The sequence below is a fragment of the Nocardia asteroides genome, assembly GCF_900637185.1.
In the GTDB taxonomy this organism is placed as follows: domain Bacteria; phylum Actinomycetota; class Actinomycetes; order Mycobacteriales; family Mycobacteriaceae; genus Nocardia; species Nocardia asteroides.
Genome location: NZ_LR134352.1, coordinates 4,911,788 through 4,929,715, shown reverse-complemented (window position 1 = coordinate 4,929,715; position 17,928 = coordinate 4,911,788). Strand labels below are relative to the sequence as shown.

Here is a 17,928-nt window from a genome sequence, read left to right as displayed (position 1 = left end):
CTCAGTCGGTCAGGCGGTGGGTGCCGTCGCGCACCGTGCCGACGAACTCCTCGATGAGGTCCTCCAGCGCCACCACACCGACGGTGTTGCCCCGGCTGTCCACCACCCGGCCCAGATGGCTGTTGGTGCGGCGCAGCCGGGCCAGCGCCTCGTACAGGGTGGTTCCGGTGCTGACCGTGGGCAGCGGCCGGATGTCGGTGCGCGGGATCTGGGTCTCCGGCCCGGCCGCGTCGTCGGCGACCTTGTCCAGCACGTCCTTGACGTGCAGGTACCCGACCAACGAGCCGTCCGAAGCGCGCACCGGATAGCGGGAGAACCCGGTCTCGGCGACCGCGGCCTCGATGTCGCCGAGCGTGGTCCCGTTGCCGCGCAACGGGACCGACCTGGCCTGGGCCAGCGGCACCATCACGTCACCGACGATCCGTTCGGAGGTACCCAGCGCCTGGGTGAGCCTGCGGTGCTCCTCCTCGTCGAGCAGCCCCTCGGACCGGGACTCGCCGATCATCTCGGCCAGTTCCACTGTCGACACCGTGGCGTCGAGCTCGTCCTTCGGCTCCACTCGCACCAGCCGCAGCGACATGTTGGCCAGGAAGTTGTAGAGCGCGATGAGCGGGCGCGCGATCCGCAACCACACCAGATGCGCCGGAACCAGCAGCAGCGCGGACCGTTCCGGCCCGGCCAGCGCGATGTTCTTGGGCACCATCTCACCCAGCAGGATGTGCAGGATCACCACGATCGTCAGCGCGATCGCGAACGCCACCGGGTGCAGCAGCTGGTCGGGTAGCCCGGCCAGCTCGAACGGGCCCTCGAGCAGATGGGCCACCGCGGGCTCACCGACCCGGCCGAGCAGGATCGAGCAGATGGTGATGCCCAGCTGCGCCGCGGCCAGCATCATCGACAGGTTCTCACCCGCCTCGATGACGATCTTGGCGTTCTTCTTGCCCTGGGCCACCAGGGCTTCCAGCCGGTCGCGGCGGGCCGAGATCAGCGCGAACTCGGCGGCGACGAAGAACGCGTTGCCCGCCAGCAGCACGACGGTCAGCACGATGCCGAACAGGTCACCCATGGTTGTGCTCCCGTGCCAGGTAGTCCGCGTCGACCGGAACCAGCCGGACCCGGTCGATGCGGCGGCCGTCCATCCGTTCCACGCGGGCGATCCAGCCGCCGCCGGAACCGCGGGATTCGGGCAGCACCACCTCGTCGCCGGTGGCCGGGATCCGGCCGAGCTGGGTCAGCACGAGACCGCCCAGCGTTTCGTATTCGCCTTCGGGCGCTTCGTATCCGGTCGCCCGCGACACCTCGTCGATGCGCAGCAGACCCGAGCAGTCCCAGCCGTCGGAGACCCGGCGCACCTCGCGTTCCTCCTCGTCGTGCTCGTCGCGCACGTCGCCGAGGATTTCCTCGATGAGGTCCTCCATGGTCACCATGCCCGCGGTGCCGCCGTACTCGTCGACGACCAGGGCCACCTGCATGCCGTCGGCCCGCACCCGTTCCATGACGGCGTCGCCGTCCAGGCTGGCGGGCACGATCGGCACCGCGACGGCCAGCTTGCTCAGCGGGATCTGCTTGCGCAGATGCGCGGGCAGCGTGAACGCCTGCTTGACGTGCACCACCCCGAGCGCGTTGTCGAGATCGCCGTCGATGACCGGGAACCGGGAGTAGCCGGTGCGCGCGGAGGCGGCGATGAGGTCGGCGACGGTGTCCTCGCGATTCAGCGATTCCACCTTCACCCGCGGTGTCATCAGGTCCTCGGCGCTGCGCTCACCGAATTCCAGCGAGCGGTCCATCACCTGCGCGGTGCGCTGGTCCATGGCGCCGCGCTGGGCGGAGGTGCGCACCAGCGAGCCCAGTTCCTGCGGTGAGCGGGCCGAGCGCAGTTCCTCGGCCGGTTCGATGCCGAGGCGGCGCACGATCCAGTTGGCCGCGCCGTTGAGGAACCGGATGAGCCAGGTGAACGTCGCGGAGAACCAGATCATCGGGCCCGCGGTGAGGCGGGCCGTGGCCAGCGGCTTGGCGATGGCGATGTTCTTGGGCACCAGTTCGCCGTAGATCATCGACAGCGAGGTGGCCAGGACCAGGGCCAGCACCAGGGCGACCGCGTGGGCGGCGCTCGGGCTCAGGCCGACCGCGTCGAGCGCGGGGTCGAGCAGCCGGGCCAGCACGGGTTCGGCGATGAAGCCGGTGATCAGGGTGGTGATGGTGATGCCGAGCTGGGCGCCCGACAGCTGGAAGGACAGGGTCCGGTGGGCTTGCTTGACCAGCCGGGATCGCACGTCACCTTCGCGGGCCGCGGCCTCGACGGTGCTGCGTTCCAGTGCGGTGAGGGAGAACTCGGCGGCGACGAACAACGCGGTGCCGAGGGTGAGTGCTACGAAGCCGAGCAGGCTGAGCACGGTCAGAACGACGGCCATCCTCAGCACCACCCACAGGAAGTGAGGGGGAGGACGGAGAATCGAGCGGACGCTGAGGGTAGGAGGACGCCGGGTTGGTCACCCGGCTCCGTAGAGGAACCCTCCTGTGTGGCGCCCTTGGACGCGGGTGACAACTGGATCCTTTCGGGGTGGGGAGAAAGCAGTGCCGAGGTCGGCAACTCCATAGTAATCGGTCCCCACCGATGATGCGTCAGCGGCGCGGGTGCTCCGCCAGCAGGGCCCGCGTGCGCCGGTCGAGCTGGCGCGCGGCGGCCGCGTCGAAATCCCGGCCGTCGACGGCGATCCGGCGTCCTTCGACGAACGCCGACAGCGGCGCGGCCGGTGGCTGGTCGAGGATGTCGAGGATCGGAGCGGCGGCGACCGGGATCGGCGTGGCCGTGCGCGCCATGGCCGCCACCATCGCCCGGGTGGGCGCGTCGTAGTCGCCGGTGTGCGCGGTCGCGGTGACGCCGGGGTGGACCAGCACGTATCGGGTGCGCCCACCCGCGTACCGGGCGGCGAACGCGACCCCGAGCAGGTCGTTGAGCTTGCCGTTGTGGCCCAGCGCGGCGCCGCCGTGATAGCCCGCGCTCAGTTGCAGGTCGTCCAGGCGCGCGGCCGCCAGCGGTGCGCCCGGGCCCGCGACGTTCACGATCACCGGCGCCGCGGCGCGTTCGAGTGAATCACGCAGGCCGTGGCTGAACAGGAAGCGGCTCAGGTAGAAGTGCGCGAAGGTGGCCTCGAGTCCGTCCGCCGTGACGGTGCGGTGGGAGCGGTAGAACCGGGCGCCCAGGACGAGCGCGTCGATGCGCGGGTGACGTTCGGTGAGCTCGTCGAGGACGGCGTGGTTGCGGGCGATCGAGTCGAGATCGGCGCGCACGAACGTGCCGCGCTCGCCGGCGGTGGCGAGAAACGCCGCTCCCTTGGCCGCGCTGCGCCCGATCACCACGACGTGGTCGCCGCGGGCGACGCGCTGGTCGGCCAGGTACCGCCCGATGCCGTCGGTGCCGCCGGTGATGACGAAGGTGCCCATCAGCGTGACCTGTCGGCGCGAGTACTGGGCAGGTGGGTGGATGTCGTCATGGGACCTCGTCGGAGTGGTCGGAATGGTCGGCCGGACCGCTGCACGATAGGTCGTCCACGGCTCGAACTGAACTGATAAGTTCACCTGGATTCTCATCCTGGTTCAGTTCGGCGCGCTGTGCGTCCCCACGAAAACGACTGTGGCCGAACGGAACCCGAGGTCCGGTCGGCCACAGTGCGGCAGTGTCTACCAGCCGCTGGGCAGCGGGCGGCCTTCCGCGAAACCGGCGGCGGACTGCACGCCGAGCACCGCGCGCTCGTGGAACTCCGGTAGCGAGCGGGCGCCGGCGTAGGTGCAGGAACTGCGCACCCCGGAGGTGATGTGGTCGATCAGGTCCTCCACGCCGGGACGTTCCGGGTCCAGGCGCATCCGGGAGCTGGAGATGCCCTCCTCGAACAGCGCCTTGCGGGCGCGGTCGAAGCCGCTGTCGGCCGCGGTGCGCGCGGCGACGGCCCGCTTGGATGCCATGCCGAAGCTCTCCTTGTAGGCGTTGCCGTCGCGGTCCACGCGCAGGTCGCCGGGGGACTCGTAGGTGCCGGCGAACCAGGAGCCGATCATCACGTTGGACGCGCCGGCCGCCAGCGCCAGGGCGACATCGCGCGGATGCCGCACCCCGCCGTCGGCCCACACGTGCACGCCGAGTTCCTGTGCGGCGGCGGCGCATTCGGCCACTGCCGAGAACTGCGGGCGACCGACGCCGGTCATCATCCTGGTGGTGCACATGGCGCCGGGCCCGACCCCGACCTTGATGATCGTCGCACCGGCGGCGGCCAGGTCGCGGGTGCCCTCGGCGGAGACCACATTGCCCGCCACCAGCGGCAGGCCGAGACCGAGATCGGCCACGGCGCGCAGGGATTCGAGCATCTTGGCCTGGTGACCGTGCGCGGTGTCGATGACGAGCACGTCGGCGCCCGCCTCCGCGAGAGCCTTTGCCTTGGCGGCCACGTCACCGTTGATGCCGACGGCCGCGGCGACCCGCAGCTGACCGCGCGCGTCGACGGCGGGGGTGTAGATCCCGGCGCGGATCGCCCCGGTGCGGGTCATCACGCCGGCCAGGGTGCCGTCGGCATGGGTGAGCACGGCCAGCTGGGCGTGCGCCTCGGCGAGCCGGTCGAAGATCTCGCGCGGCGACTCGTCGACGGGCGCCTGCACGAAATCGGTGGCCGCGACCTCGCGCAGCCGCGCGAACCGGTCGACATCGGCGCACGCGCCCTCGGTGACCACACCGACCGGCTTGCCGTCCTCCACCACGATCACCGCGCCGTGCGCGCGCTTGTGCATCAGCGCGACGGCGTCGGACACCGATTGGTCGGGGTCGAGGGTGACGGGGGTGTCGGCGGTGAGCGAACGGCTCTTCACGAACGCGATGGTCTCGGCGGCCGCGGGGATCGGCAGATCCTGGGGGAGCACGACGATGCCGCCGCGTCGGGCGACGGTCTCGGCCATCCGCTTGCCCGCGACGGCGGTCATGTTCGCGACGACGAGGGGGATGGTGGTGCCGGACCCGTCGACGCTGGACAGGTCCACGTCGAACCGGGACGCGATGTCCGTCCGGCTCGGGACGAGGAAGATGTCGTCGTAGGTCAGGTCGTACGGCGGCTGGGGTCCCGGAAGAAATCGCACTCGGCCGATCATAGCTGTGTGAGGGTCGACGTGGGCCGTGCCTCAGTGCGCGGGTTCCTTCGGCGCGGGCAGCGGCGCGGCCTGCGCCCGGCACAGCGCCACGGTGGCCGCGCACATCACCACGACGCACACGACGACCACGATCTGGCCCGCGCGTCCGGTGCGCAGGTGCTCGCCGAGGGCGGTCAGGCCCAGGAACGCGGCGGCGAGCGGTTCGGCGACCGCGGCCGCGGGCAGCGAGGCCGCCAGCGGACCGGCCTGATAGGCGCGTTGCTGCAGGTAGAAGCCGAGCAGTCCGGCGGCGATCAGCGCCCAGGTCTGCCAGCCGGTGAGCACGGCCCCGAGGCCGTCGCCGAACAGGGTGACCACCCGATCGGTGATCGCGGCCGCCAGCCCGAACAGCGCGCCGCCCGCCAGGCCCAGCGCCAGGGCCCGGTGCGCGTGGTCGGTGAGCACCAGTCCGGCCACGACGGCCACCCCGACGACGCTCCCCAGCACGGTCAGCGGGACCAGCCAGTCGCGCAGGGGCGCGGTCTCGCTGCCCGCGGTCGGATCACCGACGATCAGGAACAGCACCAGCGCGACGACCAGGACCACGGCGGTCGTGGCGGTGCGGCCGGTGATCCGCTGACCGTTGAGCCGCGCCGCCAGCGGCAGCGCGAAGACCAGGGAACTCACCAGAATCGGCTGGACCACCAGCACGGCGCCGAAACCGAGCGCGAGCACCTGCATGCCGTACCCGCCGAGATCGCCGACGATCGCGGCCCACCAGCGGCCGTTGCGCAGCAGTGAGCGCAGCAGGCCGGAGTCGTCGGGCACCGACGCGGCCGCGCGCTGCTGCGCCACCGACGCCACGGCGAACAGCATCGCGGCCAGCAGTGCGAACACGATCGCGGCGATCGCATGGTTCGTCACGCAGTCAGTGTGGCAGCCCGATCACGGCGTCGGGATCGGCCGGACACGGCGCAGGCCCGACGGGCGGCCGAAGGACAGCGTGGCCGAACCGTAATCGGTTCGGCCACGCGAGGATTCAGTTTGCCGAGCGGTTGCGGCGGGTCGCTGGAGCGGCCGGACGCGCGGCGCGACGACGCGAATTCGTCGGCGTGTCGCCGCTGCGGGCGTGTCCACCGGTGCCCGCGGGCTTGCGCGAACGTGACTCCCCGGCGGGGCGTTCCCGCCGCGGCGCGCCGCCGCCCCGGCTGTGGCCCTGACCGGCGTCGGCCGCCGCGGCGCCACCGGACCGGTTGCGTCGCGGCCGGCCACCGGTCGCCGACTTCGGCGCGGCCGCCTGCGCGGCGGGCGGTGCGGGCGGGGCGATGGCGATGCCGCTGGGCTTGCGGGCGCCGGTGATCTCCACCAGCTTCCGGTCGCCGGAGCGGACCTCGACGCCGTCGGTCTGCACGCCCGCCTTGCGGGTCATCGCGGCGACGTCCTTGCGCTCCTCGTCGGTGACGAGGGTGACCACGACGCCCTCCTCGCCCGCGCGCGCGGTGCGTCCCGCGCGGTGCAGGTAGGCCTTGTGCTCGGCGGGCGGATCGAAGTGCACGACCAGCGAGACACCGTCGATGTGGATGCCGCGCGCGGCGACATCGGTGGTGACCAGCACCGGCACCGACCCGTCGGCGAAGGCCGCCAGGGTGCGGGTGCGGTTGTTCTGCGCCTTGCCGCCGTGCAGCGAGCCGGCCGCCACACCGGCGCCGCGCAGCTGCTTGGCCAGCCGGTCGGCGCCGTGCTTGGTACGCACGAACATGATGGTCAGGCCCTCGCGGGCGGCGATCTCGGTGGCCACCGCGCGCTTGACGTTCTTGTCACGCACGTAGAGCAGGTGGTGCGACATGGTGGTGACCGACGCCTCCGGCGGCGCGGTGGAGTGGGTGACCGGCTGGTGCAGGTAGCGCTTGACCAGCTTGTCGACATCGCCGTCCAGGGTGGCCGAGAACAGCAGCCGCTGGCCGTCGGCCGGGGTGCGGTCCAGCAGCCGGGTGACCTGCGGCAGGAAGCCCATGTCGGCCATGTGGTCGGCCTCGTCGAGCGCGGTGATCGCCACGTCGGACAGGTCGGCGGAGCGCTGCTTGATCAGGTCGTCGAGGCGTCCCGGGGTGGCGATGAGCAGGTCGACGCCGCGCGCGAGCCGGTCGGCCTGGCGCTTGATCGGGGCGCCGCCGACCACCGAGGCCACCCGCAGGCCCAGCGCCAGCGCGGGCTCGTCGAGGGCGCGTTCGATCTGGGTGGCCAGTTCCCGGGTGGGCACCAGCACCAGGCCGCGCGGGCGGCCGGGCTTGGCGGGGGAACCCGCCAGGCGGGTCAGCATCGGCAGGCCGAAGGCGAGGGTCTTGCCCGAGCCGGTCGGTCCGCGGCCGAGCACGTCACGCCCGGCGAGCGCGTCGCCGATCGTGGCGGCCTGGATGGGGAAGGGCTTCTCGATGCCCGCGTTACGCAGGGCCTGCACGAGAGCTACGGGCAGACCGAGGTCGGCGAAGGTGGCGTCGGGACGCGAAGGAGTAGACACAGGGGCCTTTCGTTGGGCTGCGCATCGCGCTGGAAGATGACCGGCGCCGATGGACCCGGATACGCCGAGGGCGTGCACGGGGTGCGGCCCAGCAGGAAGGACCGATGTCCCAGGATAGGCGGCTTTGCGCTCGGGTGGGTAAACGCGCTGGTCAACCGACCGTTTTGTAGCGAGGATTGTCCTGCGCGCCGCAGCGCCGGCGGGTGGTGCCGATCCAGGGTCCGCGGAGGAGGGCGAATCGCCAGGTCAGCCGTGGAAGAGCCGGTTGAGCTCCTGCAGCCACGGCACGGCCACGGCGAGGGTCGGCACCACCAGGATGGCGGCCGATCCGAGGTAGGCGGCCGTGGCGACTCTCACGTCGCCGGTCCGGCCCGCCAGACGCTGGATCCGGATGAGGGTGGTCGGTCCGCCCGCGGCCAGGGCGCCCTGCGGAGCGGTCGACTTCGCGCACGCGACCAGGGCGCGGGCCAGCGGCTTGGGGCCGGTGACCTTGACCGCGGAGTCGTCGGCGAGCAGCTCGATCAGCAGTTTCACCGAGCCGAGCGCGGCCTTGCTGCGGACCACCCGCGGGAACGCCTCGTGCACGGCGGTGAACGCCTCGAGCACCAGGTCGTGGCGGGCCCGCAGATGCGAGCGCTCGTGGCTCACGATGGCGGTGACCTCGGCGTCGTCGAGGCTGGTCAGCGTGCCTTCGCTGAGCACCACCCGCTGCCGCAGCCCGGGCAGGCAGTAGGCGATGGGTTCGGTCGCGGCGAGCACGCGGATGTCGGCGGCGCGGCGCACCGGTCCGCTCTGATCCAGCAGGTCGACCAGCATGCGATGCCGGGACCGGCGGCGGCGGGTGTGCACGCCGACGCGCACGATGGAGAACATGAGCCGGGCGCCGACCATCAGGGTCAGCGCGAAGACCAGCACGTACACCGTCCACAGCGGCAGACCGAGCGCGTCGATCTCCTTGGTGGGGGAGGTGGTCGGCCTACCGTCGGGGCCGGGGACGAGCAGCAGGCTGGCGATGGCCAGCCCGGAACCGAAGGCGCTGAGCACGGCGGCCAGCGCGATGGCCTGCCACAACACCAGTGCCGCGCGCGGCGTGCGGTGCACCCAGGTCGCGCGACTGAGCAGAGCGGGTATCGGCCCTGCGAGAAGCAAGGCGAGACCTGCGAAGACTGCCGCGGTTGCGTTCATCGACTCTGCTCACTGCGTTGTGGGACCAGGGGCGCTCACGTCGTTGTGAGAGCCGCCAGGGAGTCTAGCTGCTCTTCTCGTCGGATTCGAGCTTGGCGAGCGCCTCGCGCAGGGCATCGGCCTCGTCCTTGCCGACCTGTTCCACGAAGTGCACCAGGGCCGCGGCGCGGCTGCCCGCCGCGTCGGCCTGCTGGAGCGCGTCGACCATCAGGCTCGCGACCAGCTCGTCGCGACTGTGCACCGGTGCGTATCGATGGGCGCGATCGTCGCGCCGCTGCACCACCAGATCCTTCTTCGCCAGCCGCTGCAGCACCGTCATCACCGTGGTGTACGCGAGCTCGCGCCGTGCCGCCAGTGCTTCGTGGACCTGCCGCACCGTCTGCGGTTCGTCGGCCGACCACAACTGGTCCATGACCGCTTTTTCGAGTTCGCCGAGTCCTGCCATTCCCTGATTTTACGGACTCAACGACAAAGATGCGTACTACAGATTGTCGTAACGGGGGGTTTGCTGGTGTGTCATTCGTCATACCCGGCCGCGCCGCGCACGTGCCGGGTGCCGATCGGGACGATCATCGGCCTGCCCGAGACCGGATCGGTGAGCACGGTCGCCTCGAGCCCGAACACCTCCGCGAGCAGCTCGGCGCTGACGATGTCGGCGGGCTTGCCCTGCGCCACGATCCGGCCGGCCGACATCACCACGAGCTCGTCGCTGTAGCGGATGGCGAGGTTGAGATCGTGCAGCACCATCACCACGGTGCGGCCGAACTCGGCGTGCAGCCGGTCGACCAGATCGAGCACCTCGAGCGAGTGCGCGAGGTCGAGGTAGGTGGTGGGCTCGTCGAGCAGCAGGATGTCGGTGCCCTGCGCCAGCGCCATGGAGATCCAGGCGCGCTGGCGCTGGCCGCCGGACAGCTCGTCGAGGGTGCGTTCGGCCAGGTCGGCGATGCCGGTCTGGGCCAGCGCGGCGGCCACCTCGGTCTCGTCGTCGGCCGACCACTGCCGCAGCCAGGACTGATGCGGGTGCCGTCCGCGGGCGACCAGGTCGGCGACGGTGAGACCTTCGGGCGCCACCGGGGTCTGCGGCAGCATGCCGATCACCCGGGCCACGTCCTTGGTCTTCATCGACGTGATGGCCTTGCCGTCGAGCACCACCTGGCCCGCGCGCGGGCGCAGCAGCCTGCCCAGGGACTTGAGCAGGGTGGACTTGCCGCAGCCGTTGGGCCCGATGACGGTGGTGACCACGCCGGGGGCGATCTCGATGCTCAGCTCGTCGACGATCACCCGCTCGCCGTAGCCGAGGGAGACGCTGTCGGCGGCGAGGCGACGGGCGGGGCTGGTCATGAGAGCGTGGCCTTCCGGTTCATGCGGACGAGCAGGTAGAGCAGGAACGGTCCGCCGAGCGCGGCGGTGACGATGCCGACCGGCAGATCGACGGGAAGCAGTGTGCGCGAGATGATATCGGCTCCGGCGACCAGGCCCGCGCCGGTGAGCGCGGAGGCGATGAGCGGTTCACCGGGCGTCCGCAGCGCCATCCGGGCGATCTGCGGTGCCGCGAGTGCGACGAAACCGACCGGCCCGACCGCCGCGGTGGCCACCGAGGCCGCCACCACGGACGCGCCGATGAGCAGCGCCTGCTGGGACTGGATCCGCACCCCGAGCACCCGGGTGGACTCCTCGCCCAGGCGCAGCGCGGCCAGCGTCCGGGCCGAGACCAGCGCCACCACCGTCACCACGGTCAGCGCGATCGCGGCGGGCACCACCCTGGTCATGTCGGCGGCGTTGAGCGAGCCGTTGAGCCAGACCTGGGCCCTGGCCGCGTCGGTGAGGCTGGCCCGGGTGAGCAGCCAGCTGATCACCGACATCAGCACCGCGTTGACGCCGATGCCGATGAGTACCAGCCGGAAACCGGTGACCCCGCGTTCCCCGGCCCCGCCCCGGCCCCAGGCCAGCAGGTAGATCGCGGCCGCGGCGAGCAGCCCGCAGGCCAGGGCGGCCAGCGGTGCGCCGACGGTGGCGATCAGCCCGGTGGTCGCGCCGCCGGTGCCGACCAGCACCGCGACCGCGCCGACGCTCGCGCCGGTGGTGATGCCGAGCACGTCCGGTCCGGCCAGCGGGTTGTGCAGGATCGACTGCATGAGCGCCCCGGCCAGGCCCAGCGCCGCGCCGACCACCACGGCCGTCAGCGCCCGGGGCAGCCGGGACTCGAGAATGATGAACCGCTGCGAGCGGGTGCCGCCGCCACCGAGGACATCCAGCACCCGGCTCACCGGAATGTTGGTGTCGCCGACGGCGATGTCCAGGCAGAACAGCACGAAGACCAGCACGGCCAGCGCCAGCACGGCCCCCAGCAGCACCGGCCGCAGCACCAGCGACACCGGGCCCACCCGCAGCGCCGGTCGCACCGCGCGCAGCTCGGCGCCGGGCTTGTCGGTCTCGATCGTGCTCACAGCGTCACCAACTTCTTCCGGCGCACCAGCGCGATGAAGAACGGGGCGCCGATCGCCGCCAGCATCACCCCGACCTGGAGTTCTCCCGGCCGCGCGACCACCCGGCCCGCGATGTCGGCGATCAGCAGCAACAGCGCCCCGATCAGCCCCGAATAGGGGATCAGCCATCGATTGTCCGGTCCGGTGACGGCGCGCGCGATGTGTGGCACCACCAGCCCGAGGAACGCGATCGGGCCGACCGCGGCGGTGGCCGCGCCGCTGAGCAGCACCACCGCGAACAGGCCGAACGCCCGGGCGCGCCCCACGTCGACGCCGAGGCCGCGGGCCACGTCGTCGCCCAGGCTCAGCAGATTCAGGCCCGGCGCGGCCGCGATCGCCATCGCCGCGCCGACCAGGATGAACGGCAGCACCTGCCAGAACACCCCGGCCTCGCGCCCGTTCACGGTGCCGACCACCCAGAACCGGTAGGTGTCGAGCGCGGCGTTGTCGAGCACCACCACGGCATTGGTCATGGCCTGCAGGAACGCGGTGACCGCGGCGCCGGCCAGGACCAGGCTCAGCGGACTGGCCTTGCCGCCGCCGATCGAGGACACCCCGAACACGATCACCCCCGCGATCGCGGAGCCCGCGAAGGCGAACCAGATGTACTGACTCGGCGCGGTGAAGCCGAACAGGAAGATGCTGAGCGCCGCGAGGAAGCCCGCGCCGGCATTGAGTCCCAGCAAACCGGCATCAGCGAGCGGATTCCGGGTATACCCCTGGATGAGCGCGCCCGCGATGCCCAGCGCCAACCCGGCGACCAGGGCCAACGCGGTGCGCGGCAGACGCAGCTCACGCACGATTTCCTCGGCGGTGGAGCGGGCCGGGCATCGGAACGGGCCGCCGTCGCAGCCGAGAGCGTGTGTGACGGCGTCGAACACCGTGGCCGGTGCGAGTGAGCGGGTGCCGATGGCGATGCTCGCCACCACCGCGACGGTGAGCAGTACCACGAGCAGAAGAAGCCCGGTCAGACGACGGCGTCTGACGGTGCCAGGGTGGATCACGGCGACGAACTTCTCCTGACTCGAATCCGGACATGACTTGATAAGTCTGGTAAGCCTAACCTATGTTCCGAGACATCATCGTCACGGGAACCAACCGTTCGAGGAGGTTCGATGCCCGAGCCCGTCACCACCGCCACGACCCGCCGCACCGCCGCGTTCGACCGCGCGTGTGCCCGGTTGCAATCGCTGCAGCCCGAACATCCGCGGGTCTATGCCGTGGCGGCGATGGCAGGCCAGGGCAAACGCCGCTGGTGGCACGTGCCGAACGGCCTGTCCGAGGGGCGCGTCGAGCTGATGTACCGGCGCCACGCCGCCGAGATGATCAACGACGACATCGCCGCCGAAGTGGTGGCCACCGCGCTGATCCACGCCGTGGTGGGCCGGGTCACCGCCCTGTTCGTGATGGCGGGCCAGGCCTGGGATCCCGGCCGCGACAACCTGTGGATCCATCACGACAACGACGGCGGGATCGACTGGGCGGGCTTGTCCGACACCACGATTCGCGTCGTCGACGGTGACCCCACCGGCGACGAGCCGGACGCGGTCGCGCTGCCGTGCGAGGCGGCGATGGCGGTCTGGCTGGCCCAGCGCTGCGCGTCCTCGCTGATCCCGTTGCAGTCGGTGCTGACCCGCTGCTCCGGGCTGCCCGCGCGCCGGTTCTGGTCGCTGGTCGGCGAATCCGTCGTCGGCGCCGCCACCTACGTGCCCGACCTGGCGCGGGCCGACAGCGCGGCCGGTGGGCGCCGTGGTCAGCTGCTGCTGGCCGCGCTCGAGGATCGCGGACTTCCGGTGCGCCGCACCAGCTGCCTGCAACGTCAGTGACCCGCCCCGGCGGGCGCGCCCAGCGCGGCGGCGAGGGTTCGGAAGGAGCGCAGCAGCAGCTCGCCGTAGTGCTCCGGGTCCGGCATCATCGCCGCGTTCGTCGTCACCGCGACGACCAGTTCCGCGCCCTGCGAGCTGATCAGATGACGCAGCCCGTCGCCGTCGAGCACCGGTAGCGAGCCGACCGCCCGGCGGACCGGCCTGCCGCAGAACGCGAGGGCGTCGGTCACCGGTGGCACATTGCTGATCGTGGTGTTGCACAACGGAACCGACGCGGCGTCGTCGAAGCGGCGCTGCGCGCGGGCCCACCCGGCCGCGCGCAACAGCAGCGCGGGCGCGGTCTCCACCCTGCGGTCGCCGCGCAGTACCACCGGATCGGCGGTGCGCTGTTTGGCCCAGGTCGCGGAGCGCTGCACGGCGGCGAGCCGCTCGATCGGGTCGGCGATGTCGGTGTGCAGGTCCACGATCATCTGGGTGAGCTGATTGGCCGAATCCCATTCGGCGACACCGCGCATCGACATCGGCACCATGGCGGCCAGTGATTCGGCGGGCAGCTCCTCGTGCTCGGCGAGGTAGGCCGCCAGGGCGCCGCCGATCGTGGTGAGCATGAGGTCGTTGATCGTGACCCGCCGCGGCGCCGCCGCTGTCGCCGCGCGGATCTCCGCCATCGGCAGCGGCAGCAGGTGAAAGGTCGTCGCCGCGTGGATGTCCCGGTTGAACCGGGTCGCCGGGCGCAGCGCGACGGGCTCGTGCACCGTGCCCGACTCGATCAGGCCGCGCAACTCCTCCTGGGCCGCGCTCGCCCGGCGCAGTCCCGTGAGGAAGCGCACGGGCTGGGTCAGCAGCGAGGCCGCGGTCCGTGCGGCGGTCGCCAGGGGAGCGGGGTCGTCGAGCCGGATCGCCGGCGCCGGTTCGGTGCCGAACAGCTTGCGTTCCAGCGCCCGGGTCGCGACGCCGTCGCCCACGCTGTGGTGGAACTTCAGCACCACGATGGTGGTGTGCTCCGCCATGGCGGGAACGCCGGTGACGCGATCGAGCACATGGATCTCCCACGGCGGCTTGCGCAGATCCATCCGGGTGGCGGTGATCTCGGCGATCCGCGCGCGGGCCTCGTCCCAGGTACCCGCCCCGGGCCGGTCCAGCCACACGTGGTCGCCCACCGTCAGGCCGGGGTCCGGCACCCAGTACGGCAGGTCCAGATCCAGGGGCACCCGCTGCAACCGCCGGTGGAACAGGGCGGAGTGCCCGAGGACGGACCGGGCCCAGTCGAGCACGTCGGCACGGGTGAGCGCGGGCCGACCGGTGGCCTCGGCGAAGTACACCGCGACGATGTTCGACAGGTGCCGGTCGGTCTCGTCGTAGACGAACACCGCGTCGCGCGGGCTCAATTGTCGGGTGCCCACCCGCAATTCGGCGCTCACAGGCCCAGTGAGGTCGCCAGCATCGGCCACGACACGTGCAGGTCGTCTTCCCAGTAGCCCCACGAGTGGGTGCCGGTCGGGCGGACGTTGACGGTGATGTTCGTGCGACCCAGCTCCTGGGCGCGCCTGCCCATGCTCGCCGTGCAGTACGCGGACGCCGCCTCGATACCGCCGCCGACGAGCATCTGGTTGGTCAGGATCGACTGGGGGTTCTTGCCGTTGATGTGCACCCGCGGATTGGCGAGGGTGTCGTGCGCGCCGGGCAGGCCGCTGCCGCTGGAGATGTAGATCGGGATGTCGGGCAGCCGGTGCGCCTGGACGTACGGGTCGTGCTCGCGCCAGGCCGCGTCGGTGACCGGGCCCCACATGTTCTCGACATCGCCGCCGCCCAGCCGCACGACGAGCGAGACGAAGGCCCGCCCGATCGGGTCGCTGGTCATCGCGCACCCGCTGTAGGCCGCGACGCTGCGGTACAGCTGCGGCGCCTGGATGGCCAGGTCCAGCACCGAGGTGCCCGCCATCGAGATGCCGGCCAGGGCGTTGTCGCCGGTGGTGGCGAAGGCCGCGTCGATCACCGGCGGCAGTTCCCGGGTGAGGAAGGTGGTCCACATGTTGTGGCCGTTGTTCTCGAGATTCTTCGCCAGACCGGCGTCGGGTTCCCGCCAGTCGGTGTAGTAGCTGAACGCGCCCTCCATCGGGATGACGACATTGACGTGCTTGTCCGCGAAGAACCCGGCCGCGTCCGTCTGCCCCGGCCAGTTGGCCGAATCCTCGCCGCCTCCGGCGCCGTTGAGCAGATACAGCGTGGGCGCCGGCGTCGTGGTGTCGGCGGGGCGCAGCACCCGCAGCGCGATCGTGCGGTCCATCGAGGGCGAGTACACGCTGATGTCGACGGTCTGGCCGGTCTGGGTCCGGCTCACCAGCCGGGCGCCGGGGTCGGCCGCGGCGTACGCGTCGACGACGACGGGCGTGGTGGCCAGTGCGGCGGCGCAGACGGCCGACATGATTCCGCGGAGGACTTGGTTGTTCACGGTGATACGAACCTGCTGACTTCTCGGAAACGACAGAAATGGATTTCGCGCCATTGTTCGCGCACGGCGGGGCGGGTCGTGGAACGACCCGCCCCGGTACATCGGCGACGAATTACTTACCCGGTGTGGGTGTGCCGCCGCTGACGGTGATCAGCGCCTGGATGAACGGCAGCGCGGCGTCGCTGAGACTGCCTGCGCCGGTTTCCAGCAGTTCGTAGAGGGAACCCATTTATCGCTCCTGAGAATTCGGGTGAATATGCCCCGACAATTCGGGGGTCGGGCGGGAGTGCGCGGTGATCTACGGGAAGAACGCTTCCACCGAGCCGAGGAATACGGTGAGCAGGTTGTCGCCCTCGGCCGCGGACCCGAGGCCGGCGATCGCCGCCTGCACGATCTCGGTCAGTGAACCCATGGTCTATCTCCTTGCGTGGTCGTCGTACACCCCCGGAAACCAGGGGCAGCCCGGGTGCGGGGGATGGGTCACAGTCAGCTTCCTGCTGTGACGCCGGTAACGTATCGCTGCTCCCATTGTGTGGCAAGCCGGTGTTTCACTCAGCGTGATTCGTTCATTCTTTTCTTTCCTGATGGAAGCTGCTTGACGATTGCCCCGGTGCCCCTCCGGACTACGTGTGACCTGTGGTAACGGCGACTGTCTGGCACAGTCGAGCCGTCTTTCGCGGCGAACGAGGACGTCTGTCATCGATGTGTCCAGGGGGCTGGATTTCATGGGATGAGTGGCTGTGATCTGCGCACGATCGAGGGTTCGGCGTACCGGCTCGGGGGCCGGAGTGGCGTGCGGGTGGGAACGCTGCGGTGGCGAGCGCCCGCGGGTGCACTAGGAGTGCCTGGTCGATTGCCGACCGGCATGTGTGCCCCTTTTTCTGGGGGCATCGGGCCGTGAATCGTCGTTTCGGTTCCGTCTCGACGCCGTTCGAAATTCATGTATGAAAGCTATCGACGGTGATGTGGGGAATGCGGAAACGCGTCGGGGGCGGACCGTTCGCGGCCCGCCCCCGGCTCCTGCTCGGTGGTGCTACTTGCCCGGCGTCGGTGTGCCGCCGCTGACCGTGATCAGGGCCTGCACGAACGGCAGGACGGCATCGCTGAGGCTGCCCGCGCCGGTTTCCAGCAATTCGTAGAGAGATCCCATGTGCCTTCTCCTTCGGTGTCGAGAATCAGTTCGGTGAATTGTTTACGGGAAGAAGGCTTCGACCGAGCCCAGGAACACGGCGAGCAGGCCGTCGCCCTCGGCCGCGGAACCTATTCCCGCAATAGCGGCCATCATCAACTCGGTCAATGAACCCATGGTGATTCTCCTTGCATCATCGGAAAGCGCCCCGTCGCGAAATGGTGTGGTGTGCACGGCGGGAGCGAGGATCACAATCAGATTTCCGCTGTCGTGATGTTGGGTAACGTAGCCGCAGTCATTTCCTCCGGCAAGAAAATCGGGCGATCCGGCTAATTCACGCCGAGATCCTTCCCGGTGGAAACACCGGCGGGTGTTGGTGTTCGTCACAGCCGATCGCCGCGTGACCTGTACCGACGTCCAGTCCCGTCAGCGCGGCGGCGAACGGTGGCGTTCGCCGTCGGGATCGTCAATCCCCCTGGAGGTCCCGCCGCCAAATCCGCGCCGGAATCCCGCTGACCAGATCGCGGCGCCGCGGTCTCGGTGTCGCGCCGCTCGGCAAGGTGGCGCTGCGGGTGCGGGTCAGCGCGGAGGTGGTGGGGTTCGGCCGGTGACGACCATCAGCAGTTCCGCGGCGGTCCCGGTGATCGGCGTGCCGGTACCGGCACGCCATCCGGTATCGCTGGCGGTGAAGGCGTATCCGGCGAACCGGGAGCGGGCGTGGAACGGCACGCCCATCGTCCAGACCCGGTCGAGGGACCACTGGGCGGCCTGGGTGGGCATCGCGCGGTCGACGCCGAGCGGGACCGCGATGTCCTGGCCGTGGACGAGCAGATCCATCAGCCGGTCGATGGGTTTCGTGCCGATCGGGGTGACGCGCGAGCCGACGGTGGCCTGCAGTTCGGTGAGCAGGTCGGTGGTCGGGGCGCGATCGGCGAGGCGGACGGCGGTGTCGTGGATGAGCCGGTCGAGGTCGCCGCGGGCCCGGACCAGGTTCACCACCAGGGATCCGAGCGTCACCCGGGTGGCCAGCAGCAGATGCGCCACCACGTCCCGGATCCGCCATCCGTCGCACAACGACGCGGTGTCCCAGGCGGATTCGGGGAGTTCTCGGAGCATGTCGAGCAGGGTGGTGCGTTCGTGGGCCACGGCCGCCCAGATGTCGTCGGTCGTCGGCTGTTCGGTTGTCATGCTGTCTCCTCGGTGGGGGTGTCGTCGGTACCGTA

Annotated in this window: 16 protein-coding genes; 1 reads left to right on the top strand and 15 read right to left on the bottom strand. The window is 70.8% G+C overall.

Translation table 11 applies throughout. From position 1 onward, the window contains the following. Position 1: 1 nt before the first annotated feature. The 11 genes from EL493_RS23005 to EL493_RS22955 form a co-directional block, all read right to left on the bottom strand. Entirely contained in the window at positions 2-1,066 is a 1,065-nt protein-coding gene (locus EL493_RS23005; protein ID WP_019047698.1) for a hemolysin family protein, read from the bottom strand. Next, entirely contained in the window at positions 1,059-2,411 is a 1,353-nt protein-coding gene (locus EL493_RS23000) for a hemolysin family protein (protein ID WP_022566729.1), read from the bottom strand. Before EL493_RS23000 ends, EL493_RS23005 begins: the two co-directional genes overlap by 8 nt. Positions 2,412-2,622: 211 nt before the next feature. Beyond that, positions 2,623-3,444, bottom strand: a complete 822-nt coding sequence (locus tag EL493_RS22995; RefSeq protein WP_019047696.1) for an SDR family NAD(P)-dependent oxidoreductase — start codon at positions 3,442-3,444, stop codon at positions 2,623-2,625. 237 nt (positions 3,445-3,681) lie between these two features. Then, a complete protein-coding gene (locus EL493_RS22990; protein ID WP_022566730.1) occupies positions 3,682-5,118 on the bottom strand; it encodes a GuaB1 family IMP dehydrogenase-related protein in 1,437 nt (478 codons plus the stop codon). 42 nt (positions 5,119-5,160) lie between these two features. Continuing rightward, the gene (locus EL493_RS22985) at positions 5,161-6,033 is read right to left on the bottom strand and encodes a DMT family transporter (RefSeq protein ID WP_019047694.1); all 873 of its coding nucleotides are present in this window, start codon (positions 6,031-6,033) and stop codon (positions 5,161-5,163) included. A gap of 115 nt (positions 6,034-6,148) precedes the next feature. Beyond that, positions 6,149-7,627, bottom strand: coding sequence for a DEAD/DEAH box helicase (locus EL493_RS22980; RefSeq protein WP_022566731.1), 1,479 nt, complete (start codon positions 7,625-7,627; stop codon positions 6,149-6,151). A 246-nt stretch (positions 7,628-7,873) separates the two neighbouring features. Beyond that, complete coding sequence (locus EL493_RS22975; protein ID WP_022566732.1) at positions 7,874-8,812, bottom strand: M56 family metallopeptidase; 939 nt, start codon at positions 8,810-8,812, stop codon at positions 7,874-7,876. A 64-nt stretch (positions 8,813-8,876) separates the two neighbouring features. After that, positions 8,877-9,257, bottom strand: coding sequence for a BlaI/MecI/CopY family transcriptional regulator (locus EL493_RS22970; protein ID WP_019047691.1), 381 nt, complete (start codon positions 9,255-9,257; stop codon positions 8,877-8,879). 71 nt (positions 9,258-9,328) lie between these two features. Then, positions 9,329-10,153 (bottom strand): ABC transporter ATP-binding protein, encoded by an 825-nt coding sequence (locus EL493_RS22965; protein ID WP_019047690.1) that lies wholly within the window; start codon positions 10,151-10,153, stop codon positions 9,329-9,331. Further along, entirely contained in the window at positions 10,150-11,259 is a 1,110-nt protein-coding gene (locus tag EL493_RS22960; RefSeq protein WP_019047689.1) for a FecCD family ABC transporter permease, read from the bottom strand. The genes EL493_RS22965 and EL493_RS22960 overlap by 4 nt, the downstream gene beginning before the upstream one ends. Then, positions 11,256-12,248 carry a FecCD family ABC transporter permease gene (locus tag EL493_RS22955; protein ID WP_019047688.1) on the bottom strand — a complete coding sequence of 331 codons (993 nt, stop codon included), beginning with the start codon at positions 12,246-12,248 and terminating at the stop codon, positions 11,256-11,258. The genes EL493_RS22960 and EL493_RS22955 overlap by 4 nt, the downstream gene beginning before the upstream one ends. 165 nt (positions 12,249-12,413) lie before the next feature. Between EL493_RS22955 and EL493_RS22950 the strand changes: the two genes are divergently transcribed. After that, positions 12,414-13,124 carry a hypothetical protein gene (locus EL493_RS22950; RefSeq protein ID WP_019047687.1) on the top strand — a complete coding sequence of 237 codons (711 nt, stop codon included), beginning with the start codon at positions 12,414-12,416 and terminating at the stop codon, positions 13,122-13,124. Here EL493_RS22950 and EL493_RS22945 read toward each other — a convergent pair. The 4 genes from EL493_RS22945 to EL493_RS22930 all read right to left on the bottom strand — a co-directional run bounded on the left by EL493_RS22945 (position 13,118) and on the right by EL493_RS22930 (position 17,893). Then, entirely contained in the window at positions 13,118-14,545 is a 1,428-nt protein-coding gene (locus tag EL493_RS22945; protein ID WP_019047686.1) for a wax ester/triacylglycerol synthase family O-acyltransferase, read from the bottom strand. The genes EL493_RS22950 and EL493_RS22945 overlap by 7 nt on opposite strands. Continuing rightward, positions 14,542-15,549 carry an alpha/beta hydrolase gene (locus EL493_RS22940; RefSeq protein ID WP_019047685.1) on the bottom strand — a complete coding sequence of 336 codons (1,008 nt, stop codon included), beginning with the start codon at positions 15,547-15,549 and terminating at the stop codon, positions 14,542-14,544. The genes EL493_RS22945 and EL493_RS22940 overlap by 4 nt, the downstream gene beginning before the upstream one ends. 1,219 nt (positions 15,550-16,768) lie before the next feature. Next, positions 16,769-17,092: a hypothetical protein gene (locus EL493_RS22935; RefSeq protein ID WP_126405849.1), complete on the bottom strand. Its 324-nt coding sequence runs from the start codon at positions 17,090-17,092 to the stop codon at positions 16,769-16,771. A gap of 192 nt (positions 17,093-17,284) precedes the next feature. Next, a complete protein-coding gene (locus tag EL493_RS22930; protein ID WP_019047680.1) occupies positions 17,285-17,893 on the bottom strand; it encodes a maleylpyruvate isomerase family mycothiol-dependent enzyme in 609 nt (202 codons plus the stop codon). Positions 17,894-17,928: the final 35 nt, after the last annotated feature.

Coding starts and splice junctions, on each gene's coding strand:
- EL493_RS22995 (WP_019047696.1), bottom strand. CDS start 3,444: ATGGGCACCTTCGTCATCACCGGCGGCACCGACGGCATCGGGCGGTAC.
- EL493_RS23000 (WP_022566729.1), bottom strand. CDS start 2,411: ATGGCCGTCGTTCTGACCGTGCTCAGCCTGCTCGGCTTCGTAGCACTC.
- EL493_RS22930 (WP_019047680.1), bottom strand. CDS start 17,893: ATGACAACCGAACAGCCGACGACCGACGACATCTGGGCGGCCGTGGCC.
- EL493_RS22940 (WP_019047685.1), bottom strand. CDS start 15,549: ATGTCGGCCGTCTGCGCCGCCGCACTGGCCACCACGCCCGTCGTCGTC.
- EL493_RS22970 (WP_019047691.1), bottom strand. CDS start 9,257: ATGGCAGGACTCGGCGAACTCGAAAAAGCGGTCATGGACCAGTTGTGG.
- EL493_RS22950 (WP_019047687.1), top strand. CDS start 12,414: ATGCCCGAGCCCGTCACCACCGCCACGACCCGCCGCACCGCCGCGTTC.
- EL493_RS22975 (WP_022566732.1), bottom strand. CDS start 8,812: ATGAACGCAACCGCGGCAGTCTTCGCAGGTCTCGCCTTGCTTCTCGCA.
- EL493_RS23005 (WP_019047698.1), bottom strand. CDS start 1,066: ATGGGTGACCTGTTCGGCATCGTGCTGACCGTCGTGCTGCTGGCGGGC.
- EL493_RS22965 (WP_019047690.1), bottom strand. CDS start 10,153: ATGACCAGCCCCGCCCGTCGCCTCGCCGCCGACAGCGTCTCCCTCGGC.